This window comes from Flagellimonas eckloniae (assembly GCF_001413955.1).
GTDB lineage: Bacteria > Bacteroidota > Bacteroidia > Flavobacteriales > Flavobacteriaceae > Flagellimonas > Flagellimonas eckloniae.
Map to the genome: position 1 here is coordinate 141599 of NZ_LCTZ01000002.1, position 20105 is coordinate 161703.

Below are 20105 nucleotides of genomic sequence, written 5' to 3' on the forward strand. Positions count from 1 at the left end.
ACTAGGTGAATAACACGGACCTAGTGCGTTAAAGAAAGTTAAAGTTATAGTTATTAGACTCTTAAGAAGGGTCAGTCCATCAAAATCTTTAAGATTTCAATAGCGGTATCACTAATCTTTGTACCTGGTCCAAATACTGCAATTGCGCCATGTTCCAAAAGATAATCGTAGTCTTGTTTGGGAATAACCCCGCCAACAATGACCATAATGTCATCTCTTCCATAGTTTTTCAATTCCTGAATCACTTCGGGAACCAAGGTTTTATGTCCTCCTGCCAACGAAGAAATACCAAGCACATGAACATCATTTTCAACAGCTTGTTTTGCTACTTCTGATGGAGTTTGAAAAAGAGGTCCGATATCTACATCAAAACCAAGATCTGCATAACCGGTTGCAACTACTTTTGCTCCACGATCATGGCCGTCCTGTCCCATTTTAGCGATCATGATTCTTGGTCTTCTGCCTTCTTCCAAAGCAAAATCATCTGCCATTTTTTTGGCATTTTCAAAACTTTCGTTGTTTTTGATTTCTTTGGAATACACTCCGGTAACTGATTGGATTTTTGCCCTATATCGCCCAAACGCCTCTTCCATGGCATCACTAATTTCTCCTAATGTGGCTCGGGCTTTTGCTGCTTCTACTGCTAAAGCTAATAAATTTTCCCGCTTAGTATCATTTTCCATGACTTTCTTGGAAGCAACAGAGATTTTACCCAATGCTTTTTGAACTAAATCTTCATCCCGTGTAGTCTTAATTTGTTGCAGTTGGGCTATCTGTTGTTTGCGTACTTTTGCATTGTCCACCTCCAAAATTTGAAGATCATCCTCATCTTCCAGACGGTATTTGTTAACCCCTACAATAGTATCTTGACCGCTATCAATTCGTGCTTGTTTTTTGGCCGCGGCTTCTTCAATACGCATTTTAGGGATTCCGGCCTCAATTGCTTTGGTCATTCCTCCCAGTTCTTCTATCTCTTTAATGAGTTCCCAAGCTTCATCGGCAATTTGTTCTGTCAGTTTTTCAACTACCTGGCTACCTGCCCAGGGATCTACAGTTTTGGTGATATGTGTTTCTTGCTGAAGGTAAATTTGGGTATTTCGAGCAATCCGGGCGGAGAAATCCGTAGGTAAGGCAATAGCTTCATCCAAGGCATTGGTATGCAAACTTTGTGTTCCTCCAAAGACTGCCGCCATTGCTTCAATAGTGGTTCTGGCCACATTATTGAACGGGTCTTGTTCCGTTAAACTCCATCCACTTGTCTGACTATGGGTGCGCAACATCAACGATTTTTCATTTTTCGGGTTGAATTCCTTCACCAATTTTGCCCAAAGCATTCTACCTGCCCTCATTTTGGCAATTTCCGTGAAATGATCCATTCCAATTCCCCAGAAAAAGGAAAGTCGAGGTGCAAAATCGTCAATTTTCAATCCTGCTTTCAATCCTGTACGGATGTATTCAATACCATCAGAAAGTGTATATGCCAATTCCAGTGCAGCAGGTGCCCCCGCTTCGTGCATGTGATATCCAGAAATACTGATGCTATTAAATTTTGGCATGTTTTTGCTGGTAAACTCAAAAATATCAGCTACCAATTGCATTGAAGGGGCCGGCGGATAGATATAGGTGTTCCGCACCATAAATTCCTTAAGAATGTCGTTTTGGATGGTGCCTGAAAGCTGTTCCATAGAAACACCTTGTTCTTCGGCAGCAGCAATATAAAAGGCCATAATTGGGAGAACGGCCCCATTCATGGTCATGGAAACGGACATTTTATCCAAAGGAATCCCATCAAAAAGCACTTTCATGTCCTCAACCGAATCTATGGCAACCCCTGCTTTGCCAACGTCACCAACTACACGTTCATTGTCACTGTCATAACCGCGGTGGGTTGGAAGGTCAAAGGCAACCGACAATCCTTTTTGTCCGGCTTCTAAATTTCTTCTGTAAAAAGCATTACTTTCTTCGGCTGTTGAAAACCCAGCATATTGACGAATGGTCCAAGGCCTACGAACATACATGGTAGAGTAGGGGCCACGTAAAAAAGGTGAGATGCCCGCGGCAAAATTCATTGGGGGCTCTACTTCGCTCAACTTTTTGGTTGACGATAATGTTAGATTCTGAAGATTCTTTCTACTCATCTTCAAGTCTTTTTTGTTCCAGTTTTTCTGCCAGTCGTCTTTCAATAATGGGCTCTATGATGGTTTTTCTGGGTTGAATTTTCACAAAAGGATAGAGTTCCAAATCACCCTTCATACGATCTTCACCATTCTCATAGGTATTGGTGCCTACTGATACAATTGCTTTAGTATCGAAAAGTTGTTGTTCTTTATGTGCACTTTCTTTTATTTTTCGTTGAATAACACCTTTCTTCAACTCACTCAAAAACCCTCCGGAATTTTCAATTTGCTTAAAAAGTTCCAATGCCTTTTCGGCAAGTTGTTGCGTTAAAGATTCAATATAATAGGTTCCCTCAGCAGCTTTAGATGCTTGGGTAAAATAACTTTCTTCTTTTAGTAGCAGCAATTGGTTTCTGGCGATTCGTTCCCCAAATTCGTTGTCCTTATGATAAATAGCATCATAAGATCGGTTGCAAATGGTATCCGCACCACCCAGAACAGCAGACATACATTCTGATGTTGTACGCAGCATGTTCACATTATAATCATACAAAGTTTTGTTTCGGTTTGAAGGAACTGCCAAAATATGGCAATCACTTTCAATTCCATATTCGGATACCAAGCTTCGCCACAACCAACGCAGTGCACGTAACTTTGCTATTTCAAAGAAGTAATTTCCACTAACTGCCACTTTGAACGATATTGGAAAAGACTTCTCGACTGCGCTCGAAGTGACATTTGAAAAATGATTCAGGTATTCATTGGCATGGGCAAGCCCATACGCCAATTGCTGCACCATATTGGCACCGGCATTTTGATATTGGGAAATATCTACACCAATAGTATGACTTCCATTTACTTTAGAAGAAAGACTATAAATTTCTTCTAAAATGGCATGGTCTTTTTCCAGATTATGAAACCAATTCCCATCTTTCGTCAAGTTACCGATTAGGTCTATATTTAGGCTGATGCAGGGTTTTTTATCAACCGTAAATGCTAATAGTTTTTTAATTGACCCAATGTCCAAAAACTGAAAATTGAAATGGATTTGGGTATGTTCCAAATTGATTTCAGAAAGCAGTTCCTCAAAATTGACTTGTTTGTTTGGTATTGTGAACAAGATACTTTCTGCTCCTCTCTGTAGACAATTAAGAGCTTTGGCATTCGCTTTTTTAGAATCTCCAGCAAAAATAGCTTGTGCAATTTTCCAATCATGATTTTTTGGAAGTTTAAATGTTTTTGCCCTTTCTAAATCTTCTGCATGATAAAATGGTTTTACTTTAATGCCTTCCAGAGATTCCCAGACCAATGTTTCATTATAGTCCGCTCCCTTTAAATCAAATTGGATTTTTTGTTTCCACTGTTTGGAGGAAACTTTAGGAAATTCATCAAACAGACCAGACTTACTCATGCTTTTTGTTTTTTAGACTGTCTTCGTATTCAATCAAGAAAATTTCTTCATTTTCCTTTTTCATATAGTATTTCTCCCGAGCAAATTTTTCAAGTTCTTCTTTGTTGGAAAATTTTTCAAGGATTTTCTTGTCCTTGTCAATTTCACCCTGTAAAAATTCTTTCTGCTTCTCTAATTTTTTGACTTCGTTTCGCAATTCTAAATGAATCATCAAAGAATTTGTATCAAAAAATGCCATCCAAATAACGAAGATGGTCAAGACCAAAATGTACATATTGGTCATGACTTTAAACCATTTTTTAGCTTTTAACTCCTTGATTCCCATGAATTATCCTAATCTATCATTTATAATAGTCCTAACCATATCCACGGCAACCGTGTTATAATGGTTGTTTGGGATGATGATATCCGCAAATTCCTTGGAAGGTTCTATAAACTGCTGGTGCATTGGCTTCACAGCGGTTTGGTATCTTGTCAATACTTTTTCAAGATCGTGTCCGCGTTCTCTAATATCTCGTTGCAACCTTCGGATCAAGCGTTCGTCGGAATCGGCATGCACATATATTTTAATGTCAAACATATCACGTAGTTGCGCATTGCTCAAAACCAAAATACCTTCAACGATCATTACCTTTCTTGGAGGCGTTAAAATGGTTTCCGCCAAACGCGTTTCCTCCACAAAGGAATATATTGGTTTTTCAATCGGCATGCCTTTTCTTAATTGCTCAAGATGTGAAATCAATAAATCAAAATCTATCGAATTTGGGTGATCAAAATTGACTTTCCCACGCTCTTCCTTGGTTAAATGGGAAAGATCATGATAATAAGAATCTTGTGAAATGACCCCAACTTCATTTTTAGGCAGTTCATCAACAATTTGATTTACTACGGTAGTTTTTCCACAGCCAGTGCCACCGGCAATTCCTAGAATAAGCATATTGATAGTTTAAATCTCAAAAGTAAGCATTTGATAAGATTTGCAATCGCTCAATATTCTTGCATAGTTAGCATGTATTGATAAAAAAACAAATGACTAATATCATAACTCTTAAAAGTTTCTGGGTATAGCTTTGTAGGCAATTCAGGCATTAACCTTATATTTATCTAGACAACCATGGCAGCTTTTTTTATGGAAAATTCCTATACTATTAAGGTCAACGAAGACTTTAATTTCGAACTCTCTGAAGACGACATTTCCTCATTGGATATTTTAAAGATGGGCAATGGCATGCTGCACTTGCTAAAAAATGGCGTGTCTTATCATATCCAAATTTTAAAGACCGATTTTAATAAGGGACTTTATACTTTAAACGTAAATGGTAATGAATTCGAAATTTCCATTGGCACCCCTTTGGATGTGCTCATTAAAAAAATGGGTTTTGCAAACAATGGTTCCAAAAATATAGACTCCATATCTGCTCCAATGCCTGGTTTAATATTGGATATTTTGGTAAAAGAAGGTGAGGAGGTAAAAGAAGATGATCAATTATTGATTTTGGAAGCCATGAAAATGGAAAATATGATTACTTCTCCCAGAAATGGTGTCATTAAAAAGATTTCCGTAAAAAAGGGCGAAGCTGTAGAAAAGGAACAATTACTTATTGAATTTCAATAAACCGTTATGAAAAAAATATTGGTTGCAAATCGGGGTGAGATTGCCCTTCGGGTAATGAAAACCGCGAAGAAAATGGGAATAAGTACCGTTGCAGTATTTTCTGAAGCCGATAGGGATGCCCCGCATGTTCGGTTTGCGGATGAAGCAGTCTGTATTGGAGAAGCACCATCTAACAAATCGTATTTGTTGGGGGATACAATTATTGAAGTAGCCTTAAAGCTAGATGTTGACGGAATTCATCCGGGATATGGTTTTTTAAGTGAGAATGCAGATTTTGCAGAAGCTGTTGAAAAGAACGGACTCACCTTTATTGGTCCAAAATCCAAAGCAATACGCGTAATGGGGAGCAAGCTTGCTGCCAAAGAGGCAGTAAAAGCCTATGATATCCCTATGGTTCCTGGTATTGATGAGGCCATTACCGATGTTGCCAAAGCCCATGAAATTGCCCATGAAATCGAATATCCAGTTTTAATAAAAGCTTCTGCCGGTGGAGGAGGGAAAGGCATGCGAATTGTTGAAAAGGAAGCAGATTTAGAATCTCAAATGGAACGTGCTATCAGTGAGGCAACTTCGGCCTTTGGTGATGGTTCTGTTTTTGTGGAAAAATATGTGACTTCTCCAAGGCACATCGAAATTCAGGTAATGGCGGATACCCATGGGAATGTGCTTCACTTTTTTGAACGGGAATGTAGTATTCAAAGACGTCACCAAAAAGTAGTGGAAGAGGCGCCATCTTCGATTTTAACACCAGAATTACGCGAAGAAATGGGAATTGCAGCAACCAAGGTTGCTGAGGCTTGCGATTATGTGGGGGCAGGTACGGTTGAGTTTTTAATGGATGCGGATTTAAACTTCTACTTTTTAGAAATGAATACCCGCTTGCAGGTAGAACACCCGGTTACCGAGTTGATTTCAGGAGTTGATTTGGTAGAGCTACAGATAAAGGTGGCTAGGGGAGAAGAACTGCCTTTTAAGCAAGAGGATTTGAAAATAAAGGGTCATGCTATGGAATTGAGGGTCTATGCGGAAGATCCATTGAACGATTTCTTGCCCAGTGTTGGTAATTTAGAAGTTTATAAACTACCTGAGGGCAATGGGATTCGGGTTGATAATGGTTTTGAAGAAGGAATGGATATTCCAATTTATTATGACCCTATGCTTTCAAAATTGATTACCTATGGTAAAACAAGGGAAGAAGCAATTGAATTGATACTTGATGCCATTCAAAACTATAAAGTCAAAGGCGTACAGACTACATTGCCTTTTGGCACTTTTGTTTTTAAGCATAATGCTTTTAGGTCGGGAAATTTTGACACCCATTTTGTAAAGGATTACTATTCTCCCGAGGCTATCAAACAAAAAAATACGGACGAAGCGGAAATCGCGGCAATGATGGCACTGTATCAATACCTCGAGGATCAAAAAATACTAAAATTACCATCAAACTAAATTCGTATGGATTCCAAAATAAAGATTTTAAAGGATAAAGTGGCCCAAGCACATTTAGGTGGAGGTAAACAACGAATTGAAAAGCAACATCAAAAGAAAAAATTAACTGCAAGGGAACGAATCCAATATCTTTTGGATGAAGGTTCTTTTGAGGAAATGGGGATTTTGGTCACCCATCGTACCACAGATTTTGGTATGGAAAAGGAAATCTATTATGGGGATGGTGTGGTAACCGGCTATGGAACTATTAATGAGCGGTTGGTCTATGTTTATGCCCAAGATTTCACGGTTTTTGGTGGCGCCTTGTCTGAAACACATGCTGAAAAAATCTGTAAAGTAATGGATTTGGCCATGAAAGTAGGTGCACCAATTATTGGTTTGAACGATTCTGGTGGCGCCCGAATCCAAGAAGGAGTTAAGTCGCTTGGCGGTTATGCGGATATCTTTTACAGAAATGTACAGGCATCCGGAGTAATTCCACAAATATCGGCGGTAATGGGACCTTGCGCAGGAGGTGCGGTGTATTCTCCCGCAATGACAGACTTTATAATCATGGTGGAGGAAACGAGCTATATGTTCGTGACCGGTCCCAATGTGGTAAAAACGGTAACCAATGAAGAGGTGACCTCGGAAGAGTTGGGCGGTGCCAGTACGCATGCCGTTAAATCCGGGGTGGCACACAAAACTTCCTCCAATGATGCTGTCTGTTTGGATGATATTAAAAAGTTGTTGGACTATCTTCCTCAAAACAATACCGAAATCCCCAAAATAAAAGCATGTAAACTGGGAGCAGAGGTCCGTGAACAGCTTTCGGACATTGTGCCGGATAATCCCAACAAACCCTATGATATGCATGATGTTATCCATGGGATTATTGATGCCGATTCGTTTTATGAAATTCACAAGGACTATGCAGAAAACATTATCGTCGGTTTTGCACGATTGGGAGGAAGGAGTATCGGGATTATAGCCAATCAGCCTATGTTTTTGGCAGGCGTTTTAGGTGTGAAAAGCTCCAGAAAAGCCGCCCGTTTTACCCGTTTTTGCGATGCTTTTAATATTCCGTTATTGGTTTTGGTTGATGTTCCTGGTTTTCTACCTGGAACTGATCAGGAGTGGAACGGAATTATTATGCATGGTGCAAAACTGCTTTACGCCCTAAGTGAAGCAACTGTGCCGCGAGTTACGGTCATTACTAGAAAAGCATATGGAGGTGCTTACGATGTGATGAATTCCAAACACATTGGAGCTGATTTCAATTTTGCTTGGCCCAATGCGGAAATTGCGGTGATGGGTGCAAAAGGTGCGAGTGAGATTATTTTTAGAAAGGAAATTTCAGCTGCAAAGGATCCCGAGGCCAAATTGAAAGAAAAAGAAGCAGAATACGCGGAAAAGTTTGCTAACCCTTATCGTGCGGCACAAAGGGGATTTATTGATGAGGTAATCCTTCCTGAGAATACAAGGCGAAAATTATTGAAGGCTTTTGCCATGCTAGAGAATAAAAAGGTACAGACTCCAAAGAAAAAACATGGGAATATTCCGCTTTGATGTACTAGTGTTTCTAGATGAATAAATTGTATAAATATTATACAAATACTTTCCAAAAAACTTCACTACTGATTTGGGTATCCCTAATTTTGCCCAATGCAACAGGATACCCAAAAACCCAACTTTGAGTTCATAGCCTTAATGGCTGCATTAATGTCCATTGTGGCCTTGGCAATTGATGCAATTTTACCGGCAATTTCAAATATTGGGGTGTCCATTAAGAGCCTTGACCCCATTGACAACCAATTATTGATTACCATGATTTTTCTGGGACTTGGGGTTGGACAATTGTTTTTTGGTCCGTTATCCGATAGTTATGGAAGAAAACCTATGGTTTATTTGGGCTTTGTCCTATTTGGAGTTGCAAGTATTATTTGTCTATTTGCACCTTCTTTGGAGCTAATGATTTTGGGTAGGATTTTGCAAGGAATTGGACTTTCTGCGCCCCGTACCCTCGCAATATCCATAATTAGAGACACCTATAAGGGAGATTATATGGCAAGGGTGATGTCTTTTGTGGTGGCTTTTTTCATCTTGGTCCCCGTTGTGGCTCCTGCCATTGGAAAGGTTATTTTGGATAGTTTTGGATGGAAGGCCATTTTTTATTCGCAGTTGTTTTTTGGGTTTATTGTTTGTATTTGGTTTTGGAAAAGACAGGCGGAAACTCTTCACCCTGAATATAAAATTCCATTTTCTAGAAGTGTATTCGTAAATGGAGTCAAGGAATTTGTCAAGTATAAAGAAACCATTGTATACACTTTAATGTCCGGTTTGGTGACCGGCGCTTTTTTGGTGTATTTAAGTGCGGCCCAACACGTTTTTGAAAACCAATATGGATTAAAGGAGGCATTCCCCTATATTTTTGCCGGGCTTGCAATATCCATTGGACTTTCAACCTTGTTGAACGGTACTTTGGTGATGCGATTTGGTATGAGAAAACTTTCCCTCCTCTCTCTACTTGCATTTTGTTCCATAGCCATTCTGTATACATTTTTGTTCTGGAACTCACCTAACCCCAGTGTTTTGGTTTTGGTAGTTTTTCTTTCTGCACAGTTCTTTTGTTTGGGATTTATGTGGGGAAATTTTCGTTCCATTGCCATGGAGCCCATTGGTCATATTGCTGGAATTGGAGCGGCAATAAATGGTTTTGTTTCTACCCTGTTGGCTATTCCAATTGCAACCTTTATTGGCGATTTTGTGGAAGATAGTGTTTGGCCTCTTTTTGCAGGCTTGGCCGTCTGTGGCCTGTTTTCATTGGCCATTGTAGCTTTAGTGAAAAAGCCGAAACCGCTACCTACAGTTTAACTGCTTTTAGGAAAAAAGACCTCACCACTATACGAATCTTCTTTGGCACCTGTTACAGAGGACAATACGTTGACTTTGTTTTCTAAACGTAATACACCCATTAAGGCAAAAACTAGGGCTTCCTTAAAGGCAATCAACTTTTTTGGAGGGATTACAAGTTCAATTGCCTCACCAAGTTTTTCTTGAAGTGTATCCATAAAAAATTGGTTTAACGCACCACCACCTGCAACAAACAATTTATTTTGGGACTTTGTAGCATATTTGTGTGCCTCCAATGCAACCTGCGCACAATTATGATGGATGAATGTATGAAGCAAATCATGTTCCGAGGTCTTGGACGCTTCAATTAAAGGAACGATTTGTTCTGTAAACCATTCATAGCCTGTAGATTTAGGGTAGGGTAGCTTGTAGTATTCAAGCTGGTTTAGTTTTTCCAAAAGTTCAATATCCAATTTTCCAGATCGAGCCATTTCCCCATTTTCATCATAAGCAAATCCCATTTTTTGGGTGATATAATTCAATGGCATATTTGCAAGACCAATGTCGTAGGCAATTCGCTTACCATCTTTTTCAAAGGAAATATTGCTTATCCCACCAAGATTCAAACAAAACTCATAATCGTGAAATAACAATCGGTCTCCAATGGGGACTAAAGGCGCACCCTGTCCCCCCAAGGAAACGTCTTTGGTTCTAAAATCGCAAACGACTTGTTGTTGACTTACATTTGCCAACTGTTGTCCATCTCCCAATTGAAAAGTAAAACCATCTTCTGGTCTATGATGCGAAGTATGCCCATGGCTTGAAATAAAATCCACTTCTAACTTATGCTCTTCTATAAAGTTTCTTGCTTGTTCCCCAAGCCAAACCCCATAGTCTTGATGCAATTGACCATGGTCTTCTTCTGATAAGTAAATGGCATTTTTTAAGTAGCCCTGCATTTTTTCGGTGTACTGAATCTCTCTAGTATTTTCTATGGAAAACTCCCAAGTACCATTGTTCTTCCAAAGGTGACAATAGGCTAAATCCAAACCATCTAATGAAGTACCGGACATTAGTCCCAAAACCTTGTACTTTTTCATGATAATTTTTTGATTTTAATGATTAATGAAATTGGTTTTTCATCTTCATTCACCACCTCCTGATAAGTAATCTTGACATCTTTAAGGGTTGAAAGTATCTCTGACCAATTTTCAAATGTTCTGGCATACCATGAATGCCCATCTTCAAAATTACCTGGTAAACCCTTCCAAGCATCAGATAACCATTGACTTTTATAGGCAAGTCCGTTCTGTATGAGGAAAAATGGATGTAAGGTCTGAATAAGTATGGAACCATTTCGGGAAATGGACTTCAAAGTGTTCTCCAGTAGTTTTTGCAGCCCTTCCTCCAGATATAGGCAAAAGTTAAAAACTGCTGCATCAAAAGGAGCATTAGGAATAGATTTACCTTTAATTATTTCCTCAAAAGTGAGTACATAGTAGCTTCCCGAATCTTTTTTTTTGGCCTCTTCTATGAGGTCTTCTATTGCATCAAACCCAACAGTTTGAACCCCCATTTTGTTTATTTCGCGTGTAAGCCATCCTTCACCACATCCAATGTCCGCGAAATTTTTACAACCAAGGTTAGCAATAGTCTCCAAAATGGCTTTATTGGTGAATTTTCTGGACGGAATCTTATTGTCCTGAATTACCTTGATCCATTCTGAGGCATTCTTTTCCCAGGATGAAATGATATCGGTCTTCATACGTGAAGTGTTTTAAGTGTGATAGGGAGTTTTCCCTTTGCTTCTTTTTGACCACTAAAATGGTCATATGCAACTTCTTGAAATTCTGTAAAATCCTGATAAACCACCACCACGCTAGTGTCGGATTTCAATTGTAGTATATCAAGCATATATGGATTTCCAAAGAGATAAATCAAAACCCTTTTCTTGTTAATTAAGGTTTGAATGAATTCCAATGTCGTTTCATCAACCCCAAACTTATTTTTTGGTTTTATGGATGGTGGAAAAAGCGCTAGCACAATATTTTCATTCTTAGCTACTTTGCCTCTGATCATTTCTATTGTGGAGCTATTCAGCTGATGGTGTTTTTGCCCAAAATTCTCTTCGATTTTTGAAGAAAAACTGTTTACTGATTGGTTGGGTAATGAAAGATTGAGAAAATCACTTGTTTTAATTTCTTCAATACCATTTGGGTTTCCATAGAGTTCCGTGATACTGTACGCTGCTATTTTTTTATTTAATTCTGAAGATAACTTTGGATTGTGGTTTTCTTCTAAAGAAGTGCTTGAAAATGCTTGCTCTTTTAATTTCCAGACCCTTTTGAAACTCTCTTCTATTCTTTTTTCTGATGCACTTGCAATTATTTCTTCGATACCTTCCTTTGAGTGTTCAGAGAAACACATCATATCCATTCCAGCTGCAAATGCATTTGCTTCGAGAAGTCCTTTTTTAGAATATTTTTTGGACACAGCATGCATATTCAAAGCATCAGAAATAACGACACCTTCAAAATCCATATCTGCTCGTAATAAATCTGTTATAATTTTTGATGAGGTAGTGGACGGATTTTCCGAATCCAATGCTGGAATGGATAAATGACCGATCATTACAGCATCTATCCCTTTTTTTATAAGCTTTTGATAGGGGTAGAGTTCATTTTCCATCAACTCTTCCTTTGATTTATTGATTATGGGTAATCCCAAGTGAGAGTCGGTAGCAGTATCTCCATGTCCGGGAAAGTGTTTAAGAGCCCCTAATACGCCTACACTTTTCATGCCCTCCAAGTAAGCTTCGGACTTTCTACAAACTACGTATTTGTCATCACCAAAAGCCCGATATCCAATTACTGGATTTTCTGGATTATTATTAATATCCACTACAGGAGCCAAGTTCCAATGGATACCTGCTTCTTTGCAGTCCGTTGCTATTTGCTTGCCAATAGCAAAAACTAAATCGTTGTTTCCTTGGATGGCACCTAAGGTAATTGCATAGGGGTACTGAGGAGTTTTTTCTATTCGCATGGCCAAGCCCCACTCGGCATCAATTGCTACTAGCAAGGGGAATTCTGCAGCCTTTTGGTACCTAATAATAAGTTTTTTCAGCGTTTCGTAGCTGTCATCATTATGGATTACTTTTTTTTTGCCTTCAAAATTGGTTGCTGCGCTTGCCCGACTATGAAAAAAACAAATGGCGCCTATACTATTTGTTCGTATCAAATCTTCAATCTTAAGAATATCTTCTTCAGAATCATTGATAAATGCTGCGGGCATGAACAATTGACCCACCTTTTGTTTTAAGGTAAGTGTTTTTGTTGCTTCAGCATAGGATAATAAACTGTTATGCATCGCTTACATTCGTTTTTTTACCATAATCTTCGGGGTATTTTAAATATTTAAGTACCAAAAATGCCGGTAAAGCCGCAATGACTACCCACAAAAAGAAGCCATCGTACCCTAGCCATTCCTGAATATAGCCGCTCAACATTCCTGGAATCATCATTCCTAGAGCCATAAAACCAGTTGCAATAGCGTAATGCGAAGTTTTGGAGACTCCTTCGGCAACATAAATCAGATATATTAGAAAGGCAGCAAATCCGAATCCGTAACCAAATTGCTCAATAACTACCGTTCCCACTACGGCAACCAAACTTGTAGATTGTGTAACGGCAAGAATGGCATAGAGCGCGTTGGGTAGGTTTAAGGCCAATAGCATAGGGAGCATCCATTTTTTTAATCCGTCTCTTGAAATAAGAATACCACCCATAATTCCACCAATGGAAAGCATGATTACTCCCACGGTACCGTAAATGGTTCCTACGGCTTCTGTAGAATATCCCAGGCCGCCTACTTCTAAAGTATCCAATAAAAAAGGTGATGCCATTTTAACCAATTGCGATTCACCCAATCGGTATGTAAGTATAAACAGTAAGGCCACCCATATCTGGTTCTTCTTGAAAAAACTTGAAAAGACCTCTGAAAAACTAGTTGGTTTTTCAGTTGTTTTATTTTGAGATACCTCAAATTTGGGGGCAACAAAAAGGTTGGAAATGGTCAAAACCATCATCAAAACTGCTGCGCAGATCATGGTCATGGACCAAGCTTTTGTGTTGTCTCCATATTTATGTTCAAGAAAACCTGCAAATATGACTAGTAGCCCTTGCCCTGTTACCATTGCCAAACGGTAAAATGTACTCCGCAGCCCTATAAAAAAGGACTGCTTCTTTTGAGTCAGGCCAATCATGTAATAGCCATCAGAAGCAATATCATTGGTAGCGGATGCGAAGGCTGCCATCCAAAAGAATGCGAGTGTAATGATAAAGAAGGAATTGGATGGAAGAAATAAACCAATCCCTAAAAAAGACAAAGCAACAATAAACTGCATACCCAGAAACCATTTTCTTTTTGTTCCATTTAGGTCTACCAATGGGCTCCATAACGGTTTGATTACCCATGGGAGATATAGCCAACTGGTATACAGTCCAATTTCTGCATTGCCAATACCTAAACGCTTGTACATGATGACAGATACCGTGACTACTAGTATATAGGGAATGCCTTGCGTAAAATAAAGCAATGGTATCCAAGCCCATGCACCCTTATCTTTTGGTATATTGCCCATCTTAGGACTTTCAGATTTCTGGTTTTCCGCTTGCATGTTTAATTCGGCTCTATGGTTAGTTTTTGCAATTTACTTTCATTTCCGAAGGCATCAATTATGGTAATTCCAATACCATTTTTTGATTGCTTTTTTGTCAACTGTATCTGGTTGCAGATAGAATTTTGACCAACCGAAAGATAACTCTTTCCAATGAGCAGTTTTTGGTTTTGTACTTTCTTGTTTAAAACATAATAATTCAAAAAACGTGGAATACTGTCCGAATGGGAAATACAAGTGTTTAGATTGCTATTGGCAACATGGATTGACTCTACAGTTGGAGCGGACACTTCCCGTTTTGTTTTGGAAATTCCACTTGGATTTTGCGATGGAAGCTTATAAAACTTTTTCTTTAGTATTTTGGTAATCTTCTCATGTTTTCCCAAAAGTGATTTTGCACTGAAGAAAACATTGCCAGTTATTTCTTTTTGAGACCTGGCAAGTGAAAGTTGTTTGGGGATTTCTTTGTTCTTGTTCCAGGCTTTGTCTTTGTTGTTCTTGATTTTATAGATGCCATTACCAATATATAGATTGGTATTTTTGGCTGTATTTGCCCACCACTCCACAATAACTTTATGCGAAGCAGGAGGGTAATTCACACTCCAATAAATCTGGGGCACTAAATAATCTAACCATCCTTTTTCAACCCAAAGAAGCGGATTTGCATAAAGATCTTCATAGGTAGTTTGTCCTGCTTTGGTATCTGACCCACTTGGATCCGTACTCTTGTTTTTCCAAACACCAAAAGGGCTTATACCGAATTGAACCCATGGCTTAGTTTTTTTAATGGCTGTATGAACTTTTTTTACCAAAGAATCTACATTGCTTCTTCTCCAGTCTTCTATATTTTGATTTTGCAAATGATAGGTTTGAAAAGCAATACTATCTTTAAATACTTCGTCTTTGATTTTATAGGGATAAAAATAATCATCAAAATGAATTGCATCAACATGGTAGTTTGAAACTACTTCCTCAATTACTTTGGTCAGTTTTTGCTGTACTTCAGGTAATCCAGGGTTGTAATAATATTTTTTACCATACTTGAGCATCCAATTGGGATGTTGATAAAAGTCATGTTCCGGAGATAGTGCAACCGTATCCAAATCAAAAGTGGCACGATATGGATTGAGCCATGCATGAAATTCCATTCCACGCTTGTGGGTTTCCGCTATCATCCATTCCAAAGGCTTATCGAAGTCTTCTTTTGGTGCTTCTCCTTCTCTTCCAGTTAGGTATTTAGACCATGGAGCGTGTTCTGTTTTGTAAAATGCATCTCCTGCTGTCCGTATTTGAACAATGGCTGCATTAAAGTTCAGTTTCTGATAAAAATCAAGAATTTCAATAAAATCCTTCTTTTGTTTTTCTGAATTGTCATTTGCATTTTTAGGCCAATCAATATTAACAACTGTTGCAATCCAAACTCCCCTGAATTCTTTTTGTGGAGATTTTTTTGTAATTCTTGACGTTGCACAGGAAAGACAAAGGAATATTGGTATTACGTACAGTATTCTTAACATAGCATATAAATAAAAAGGCCTACTTAAGTACTAAATGTAGGCCTTTTCGCTTGATTAAATTGAAACTAACAAACTCAACTCAAACTGTTTTAAATTGATGGGTCCATAGGAGTATTTGGATTACTATTTCTTTCCAAATCTGGATAGGGGTAAAAGTTCCTATTACGTTCTTCATCATAATTCATTGCTGCGCCGCTAGGTTGAGGCCTTCCAAACCTTCTGCTATCTTCCAAACTCATTCCAGTAAGAAAAAGCTCTGACCGCCTGTTTCTATAGATTTCGGTTAGTAAGGCATCAGCAGTATTGTCACCTGAATATGCGGCAACGTTGGCATTTATAGCAAAAGGATCATCATTATCTGTTAAGACTTCATCCAACGCGGATGTGGCAGCCGTTAAATCTGGCGTCCCTTGTCTTAGATTGGCTTCGGCAATAATCAAATTCATTTCATCTGGAATATAAACGGGTAATGAACCGGTATTTACATTGAAAAAGCCTGCCAAATCTTCAATGGGCAAGCCATTTTGATTTGTTTCACCCAAATCCACAAGGTAGAAAGCCAATCTTCCATCAGCAGCATCAAAAGTAAATTCCGCTGGTAAGCCAAAATTATCTCTTGGCTTAAAGTTTGGGGCATCATTTTGAAAAACCCTGGCCCAAATAGGGTTTAGGTTTTGGGAATCATATGCAAAAACAGAGGTAGATGTCAAATCAACGCTATTGGCTGCTGTAATAGCTGTAGCATAATTGCCAGCAAAAAGATTGTAGCGTGCCGTCATTGCCAAAATGGTATTTTCCAAATCAATATTGCCCAAGGTTATGGTATTGGTAAATTCATCTGAAATCGCATTGGCAGATAATTGGCTAATGGCTTCATTTAAAAGTGCAATGGCTGCCAAAAAACCATCATTTCTTGACACAAAAGCAGCATCATTGTCATTGTTGGTTGCAATAATTACTTGCTCATAGTTTTGAGCTAAACTTCCTATGGCCATGGCCTTAAAAAGTTTTGCATGGGCAATTAGACCACTTTGCGTGCCAGCGTCCAATTCTATATTGGAGGCATTGGCTTCAATATCTTCCGCAATTTTCATTACTCGCAACATTGTGGACCACAGCCCTTGAACATTGGAGTTAAAATTAGGGAGATCAGTGCCTCCATCTTCCAACTCAATCATGTTTTGGAAGGTAGTTGTAATTCCACCTTCCCTGGTAGTAATAGCTGGTGTTTCAATAATCCATCTAACACCTGTGGTAGCGTATAGTTGTTGAAGTCCAACTGCCGAGGCCAAAATACCCTCACGAGAAGAAAAAGTTTGTTCCTCTGTTGCGGCATTGGGGTTGTTGAAATCAGTTTCGCAAGAAGCAAGTCCTATGGAAAGTGAAATGCAAATGATAAAATATTTTATATTGTTTTTCATCGTAGCTTTTTTTTGATTAGAAACTAACATTAATCCCTAGTTGATATGTTCTTGGAATTGGTACTCCTGCAAAGTCAAAACCTCGTACTCCGTTGCTCTGACCTGCGGTGTTTATTTCAGGATCCCATCCGGAATAATCGTCCCAAGAGATTAAATTCCTACCAACAAGACTTATCTCAACATTATCCACTCCGGTAAAAGGAGGTTTAAATCCATAGCTGATTGCTAATTCACGCAGTTTTACAAAAGAACCGTCTTCAACAAATTCTTCGAAGATACCGGCCTGAGCCCCTCCAAATCCTTTTGGTCGATTGCCCAAAAGCTCTTGACCGACATTATAGCCACCTCCAAAAATGACATTATCCAAAAGCCTTCTATTCCAGTTAAAAACATCGAAACCTTGGACTGCATCGAATTGAATTCTGAATTTGAAATTTTTGTATGCAAATTCGTTGATTAATGATCCAAACCAGTCTGGATTGGGATCTCCAAGTACCTTGGAGCTTTCACCATCGGCCGTAGTTCCCCTAAACGGATAACCATCAGCATCCAAAGAGATACTTCCATCTGCTTCACGAGCGTAAAACTGTCTATAAAAGACACCTAAAGATTCTCCCTCTATAACAAAGTTGGTTGAAAAACTTCCTGCAAGTGAAAATTGTCCTCCCCCTGCAACTCGGGTAACCGTATTCTCATTTTGTGAAAAAGTTGCAGTGATGTCCCATGAGAAGTCGTTAGTTTTAATAGGAGCACCTTTTAACAAAATTTCAATCCCTTTATTTTCCAAATCCCCAACATTTTCAATTCTGGACGCAAACCCAGTTGAAGGTGCCAACTCTCTGGGCAACAAAAGATCGGTTACATCTTGTTTATAATATGTAAACTCAATTCCCAACCTGTTGTTTAGAAACCCTGCATCAAAACCAAACTCGATTTCTTCCTGTCGTTCTGGTGCAATATCTAAATCCCCTTGCTGTGTTCCGGGAATTAAACTTGGAGAACCATTTATTGAAGAAGGATTCAAAGTTGTAAATCTTTGGAAAGCGGAAAGTGCGGTAAGGTTACCTGCTTGCCCCCAAGAGCCTCTTAACTTGAACGTGTTAAAAGTATCTCCAAAAGTGTCTTCCCAAAAATCCTCTTCAGATATTACATAGGATAAACTTGCCTTGGCATACAATTGGTTTCTTTCATCTTCACCAAAAGTCGATGCGCCATCTAATCTAATGGCTCCATTTAGATATAGTTTGTCTTTATAGCCAAACGATTGCTGTAAAAAAGAGCCCCAGTATGATATTTGTGAGCGTGTTTCCCCTTGTGCCAGAATACTTCCATCGGAAGCAACTTGAACCACAGGAGCTAACCCATCCGCTTCAATGCCAATTCTATCAAACTCTTCGTATTGCCATGAACCTCCTAATGTGGTGGTCGATTCAATATCATCAGTTATTGGTGTTTGATATGTAAGATTTAAATCACTATTGTACTGAAAACTATTAATGTCCGCTCTTCTGGAAAAACCGTTACCGTTGGGAGAGGTATTGTTAATAGGAATAAAGGCCGTTGCAGATTGATTATAAAAATCCAATCCCAACAAATAGCTTGCCCGTAACTTTTCAGTAATCTTTGCATTTAATCCGATACTTGTAATTATCCGATTTACTTTTTGTCCAAAGTCAAAACGATTCACTGCTTCAGCAGGATTTGTCCTGGGAACAAGAAGTGAAGTGACTGGATAAACTCCAGAATCATCGGGAGAAGGATTGATGGAATTATCGCTGAAAACAAAACCAGTTATTGCTCCATAGGCAGCATTTATCCCTCCATTTGGAATGTCACTGCTAACGCTTCGTGTAAAATTTAAACCTGCACTGATGTCTAGCCAATCAAAAGCCTTTTGGGTAATATTTGTTTTGAATCCTATACGTTGGAAATCAGTATTTTTAATTACACCTTCATTATCCAGAAAAGATCCAGAAATATAGTAGGATGTTTTTTCATTTCCGCCATTTACTGATAAGAAATTTTCAATTCCAAATCCAGATTGAAAAAATTCATCCTGATAGTTGTACCTTTCTACCGCAACGGTCTCCAGGTTTTCGCGATCAAAAGGATCTACCCAAGCCAAAGGAACTGTATTGTAGTCTATTTCTTTTCGCAATTCATTTACCCTAACATTGGTGGTAAAGGTGAATTTAGGATCTCCTGACTTACCTCTTTTTGTGAAAATTTGAACTACACCATTACTTGCCCTAGAACCATAGATTGCCGCTGCGGCCGCACCTTTTATAATTTCTATACGTTCAATGTCGTTGGGGTTTAGATCTACTAATCTGTTTTGGGAATTTCCACCTAAGTCAACCAAGTTGTTACTATTACTTGAGTTACTGATTATAATCCCGTCCACTATATAAAGCGGATCCGAGTTCCCGAGAACTGTGCTAGGTCCTCTAAGTCTGATGCTGATACCACCTGCTGGATCACCTGAGTTCTGTTGTACGAGAGCACCAGATATTTTACCAGAAATGGCCTGGTCTACTGCAATGGCACCATTATTTACAAGATCTTCGGACTTTACAGAGGATATGGCGTTACCCAAAGTTCGTTTGTTAACACCTGAGGGGTTCCCGGTAACAACAACCTCATCAAGACTTAAGAGATCTTCCGACAAGGTAAAATTGTTGGTCATGTCACCACCGGAATAACTCACATTTAATTTTTCCGTTGAATATCCAAGATAGCTGGCAACAAGAAGATAGCCCGATTCTGGTAGGTCAACTTGAAAGCTGTAGTTACCGTCAAAATCGGTTACGGTTCCATAAGCAGTGTTTTCGATAAATACGGAAACACCGGGAATAGGTGTTCCGTTTCTAATGTCTGTGATTGTTCCCGAGAAGGAACCTGAATTTTGGGAAAATGCACTGGTACTTAATACCATACAAACCAAAAACAGCATTTGGCGCGAGATTTTTTCATTCATAAAGTTGATTTTTGCTTTTCGCATTTGAGTTAGTAATTCGTTGAGGATTAGTGTTCTTATCTTAAAATGAATAAATGGTCTGCATAAA

Annotated in this window: 15 protein-coding genes; 4 read left to right on the forward strand and 11 right to left on the reverse strand. The window is 38.9% G+C overall.

Annotated elements, in window-relative coordinates; genetic code table 11:
• Positions 1–71 precede the first annotated feature (71 nt).
• From scpA to udk, 4 genes are read right to left on the reverse strand one after another with little or no spacing between them, the layout of a single operon-like run.
• Positions 72–2138, reverse strand: a complete 2067-nt coding sequence (gene scpA / locus AAY42_RS00750; RefSeq protein ID WP_055392106.1) for a methylmalonyl-CoA mutase — start codon at positions 2136–2138, stop codon at positions 72–74.
• A complete protein-coding gene (locus AAY42_RS00755; RefSeq protein WP_055392107.1) occupies positions 2131–3528 on the reverse strand; it encodes a methylmalonyl-CoA mutase subunit beta in 1398 nt (465 codons plus the stop codon). The genes scpA and AAY42_RS00755 overlap by 8 nt, the downstream gene beginning before the upstream one ends.
• Positions 3521–3853, reverse strand: coding sequence for an FtsB family cell division protein (locus AAY42_RS00760; RefSeq protein WP_055392108.1), 333 nt, complete (start codon positions 3851–3853; stop codon positions 3521–3523). The genes AAY42_RS00755 and AAY42_RS00760 overlap by 8 nt, the downstream gene beginning before the upstream one ends.
• Before the next feature lie 3 nt (positions 3854–3856).
• Positions 3857–4465, reverse strand: coding sequence for a uridine kinase (udk, locus tag AAY42_RS00765; RefSeq protein ID WP_055392109.1), 609 nt, complete (start codon positions 4463–4465; stop codon positions 3857–3859).
• Positions 4466–4642: 177 nt separating this feature from the next.
• Between udk and AAY42_RS00770 the strand changes: the two genes are divergently transcribed.
• From AAY42_RS00770 to AAY42_RS00785, 4 genes are all read left to right on the forward strand, one after another.
• Complete coding sequence (locus AAY42_RS00770; protein WP_082433281.1) at positions 4643–5143, forward strand: acyl-CoA carboxylase biotin carboxyl carrier protein subunit; 501 nt, start codon at positions 4643–4645, stop codon at positions 5141–5143.
• A 6-nt stretch (positions 5144–5149) separates the two neighbouring features.
• Complete coding sequence (locus AAY42_RS00775) at positions 5150–6592, forward strand: acetyl-CoA carboxylase biotin carboxylase subunit (RefSeq protein ID WP_055392110.1); 1443 nt, start codon at positions 5150–5152, stop codon at positions 6590–6592.
• 6 nt (positions 6593–6598) lie between these two features.
• A complete protein-coding gene (locus AAY42_RS00780) occupies positions 6599–8140 on the forward strand; it encodes an acyl-CoA carboxylase subunit beta (protein WP_055392111.1) in 1542 nt (513 codons plus the stop codon).
• A gap of 96 nt (positions 8141–8236) precedes the next feature.
• Positions 8237–9445: a multidrug effflux MFS transporter gene (locus AAY42_RS00785; protein ID WP_055392112.1), complete on the forward strand. Its 1209-nt coding sequence runs from the start codon at positions 8237–8239 to the stop codon at positions 9443–9445.
• Here the strand turns inward: AAY42_RS00785 and AAY42_RS00790 are convergent.
• The 7 genes from AAY42_RS00790 to AAY42_RS00820 form a co-directional block, all read right to left on the reverse strand.
• Positions 9442–10524, reverse strand: coding sequence for an anhydro-N-acetylmuramic acid kinase (locus tag AAY42_RS00790; RefSeq protein WP_055392113.1), 1083 nt, complete (start codon positions 10522–10524; stop codon positions 9442–9444). The genes AAY42_RS00785 and AAY42_RS00790 overlap by 4 nt on opposite strands.
• Entirely contained in the window at positions 10521–11189 is a 669-nt protein-coding gene (locus AAY42_RS00795) for a class I SAM-dependent methyltransferase (RefSeq protein WP_055392114.1), read from the reverse strand. Before AAY42_RS00795 ends, AAY42_RS00790 begins: the two co-directional genes overlap by 4 nt.
• Positions 11186–12793 (reverse strand): glycoside hydrolase family 3 protein, encoded by a 1608-nt coding sequence (locus AAY42_RS00800; RefSeq protein ID WP_055392115.1) that lies wholly within the window; start codon positions 12791–12793, stop codon positions 11186–11188. Before AAY42_RS00800 ends, AAY42_RS00795 begins: the two co-directional genes overlap by 4 nt.
• Positions 12786–14102, reverse strand: a complete 1317-nt coding sequence (locus tag AAY42_RS00805) for an MFS transporter (protein WP_417935072.1) — start codon at positions 14100–14102, stop codon at positions 12786–12788. Before AAY42_RS00805 ends, AAY42_RS00800 begins: the two co-directional genes overlap by 8 nt.
• 2 nt (positions 14103–14104) lie before the next feature.
• Positions 14105–15619, reverse strand: coding sequence for a glycoside hydrolase family 10-like protein (locus AAY42_RS00810; protein WP_055392116.1), 1515 nt, complete (start codon positions 15617–15619; stop codon positions 14105–14107).
• Between the two features lie 89 nt (positions 15620–15708).
• Positions 15709–17040: a RagB/SusD family nutrient uptake outer membrane protein gene (locus AAY42_RS00815; protein WP_175288705.1), complete on the reverse strand. Its 1332-nt coding sequence runs from the start codon at positions 17038–17040 to the stop codon at positions 15709–15711.
• Between the two features lie 16 nt (positions 17041–17056).
• Positions 17057–20017, reverse strand: coding sequence for a SusC/RagA family TonB-linked outer membrane protein (locus AAY42_RS00820; protein ID WP_245625570.1), 2961 nt, complete (start codon positions 20015–20017; stop codon positions 17057–17059).
• Between the last annotated feature and the right edge of the window lie 88 nt (positions 20018–20105).

What these genes read in the sequence shown, in the direction of transcription:
- AAY42_RS00770 (WP_082433281.1), top strand. Translation starts at nt 4,643, where the DNA reads ATGGCAGCTTTTTTTATGGAAAATTCCTATACTATTAAGGTCAACGAA.
- AAY42_RS00795 (WP_055392114.1), bottom strand. Translation starts at nt 11,189, where the DNA reads ATGAAGACCGATATCATTTCATCCTGGGAAAAGAATGCCTCAGAATGG.
- AAY42_RS00790 (WP_055392113.1), bottom strand. Translation starts at nt 10,524, where the DNA reads ATGAAAAAGTACAAGGTTTTGGGACTAATGTCCGGTACTTCATTAGAT.
- AAY42_RS00820 (WP_245625570.1), bottom strand. Translation starts at nt 20,017, where the DNA reads ATGAATGAAAAAATCTCGCGCCAAATGCTGTTTTTGGTTTGTATGGTA.
- AAY42_RS00785 (WP_055392112.1), top strand. Translation starts at nt 8,237, where the DNA reads ATGCAACAGGATACCCAAAAACCCAACTTTGAGTTCATAGCCTTAATG.
- AAY42_RS00815 (WP_175288705.1), bottom strand. Translation starts at nt 17,040, where the DNA reads ATGAAAAACAATATAAAATATTTTATCATTTGCATTTCACTTTCCATA.
- AAY42_RS00760 (WP_055392108.1), bottom strand. Translation starts at nt 3,853, where the DNA reads ATGGGAATCAAGGAGTTAAAAGCTAAAAAATGGTTTAAAGTCATGACC.
- AAY42_RS00800 (WP_055392115.1), bottom strand. Translation starts at nt 12,793, where the DNA reads ATGCATAACAGTTTATTATCCTATGCTGAAGCAACAAAAACACTTACC.
- AAY42_RS00755 (WP_055392107.1), bottom strand. Translation starts at nt 3,528, where the DNA reads ATGAGTAAGTCTGGTCTGTTTGATGAATTTCCTAAAGTTTCCTCCAAA.
- udk (WP_055392109.1), bottom strand. Translation starts at nt 4,465, where the DNA reads ATGCTTATTCTAGGAATTGCCGGTGGCACTGGCTGTGGAAAAACTACC.
- AAY42_RS00805 (WP_417935072.1), bottom strand. Translation starts at nt 14,102, where the DNA reads ATGCAAGCGGAAAACCAGAAATCTGAAAGTCCTAAGATGGGCAATATA.
- scpA (WP_055392106.1), bottom strand. Translation starts at nt 2,138, where the DNA reads ATGAGTAGAAAGAATCTTCAGAATCTAACATTATCGTCAACCAAAAAG.
- AAY42_RS00775 (WP_055392110.1), top strand. Translation starts at nt 5,150, where the DNA reads ATGAAAAAAATATTGGTTGCAAATCGGGGTGAGATTGCCCTTCGGGTA.
- AAY42_RS00780 (WP_055392111.1), top strand. Translation starts at nt 6,599, where the DNA reads ATGGATTCCAAAATAAAGATTTTAAAGGATAAAGTGGCCCAAGCACAT.
- AAY42_RS00810 (WP_055392116.1), bottom strand. Translation starts at nt 15,619, where the DNA reads ATGTTAAGAATACTGTACGTAATACCAATATTCCTTTGTCTTTCCTGT.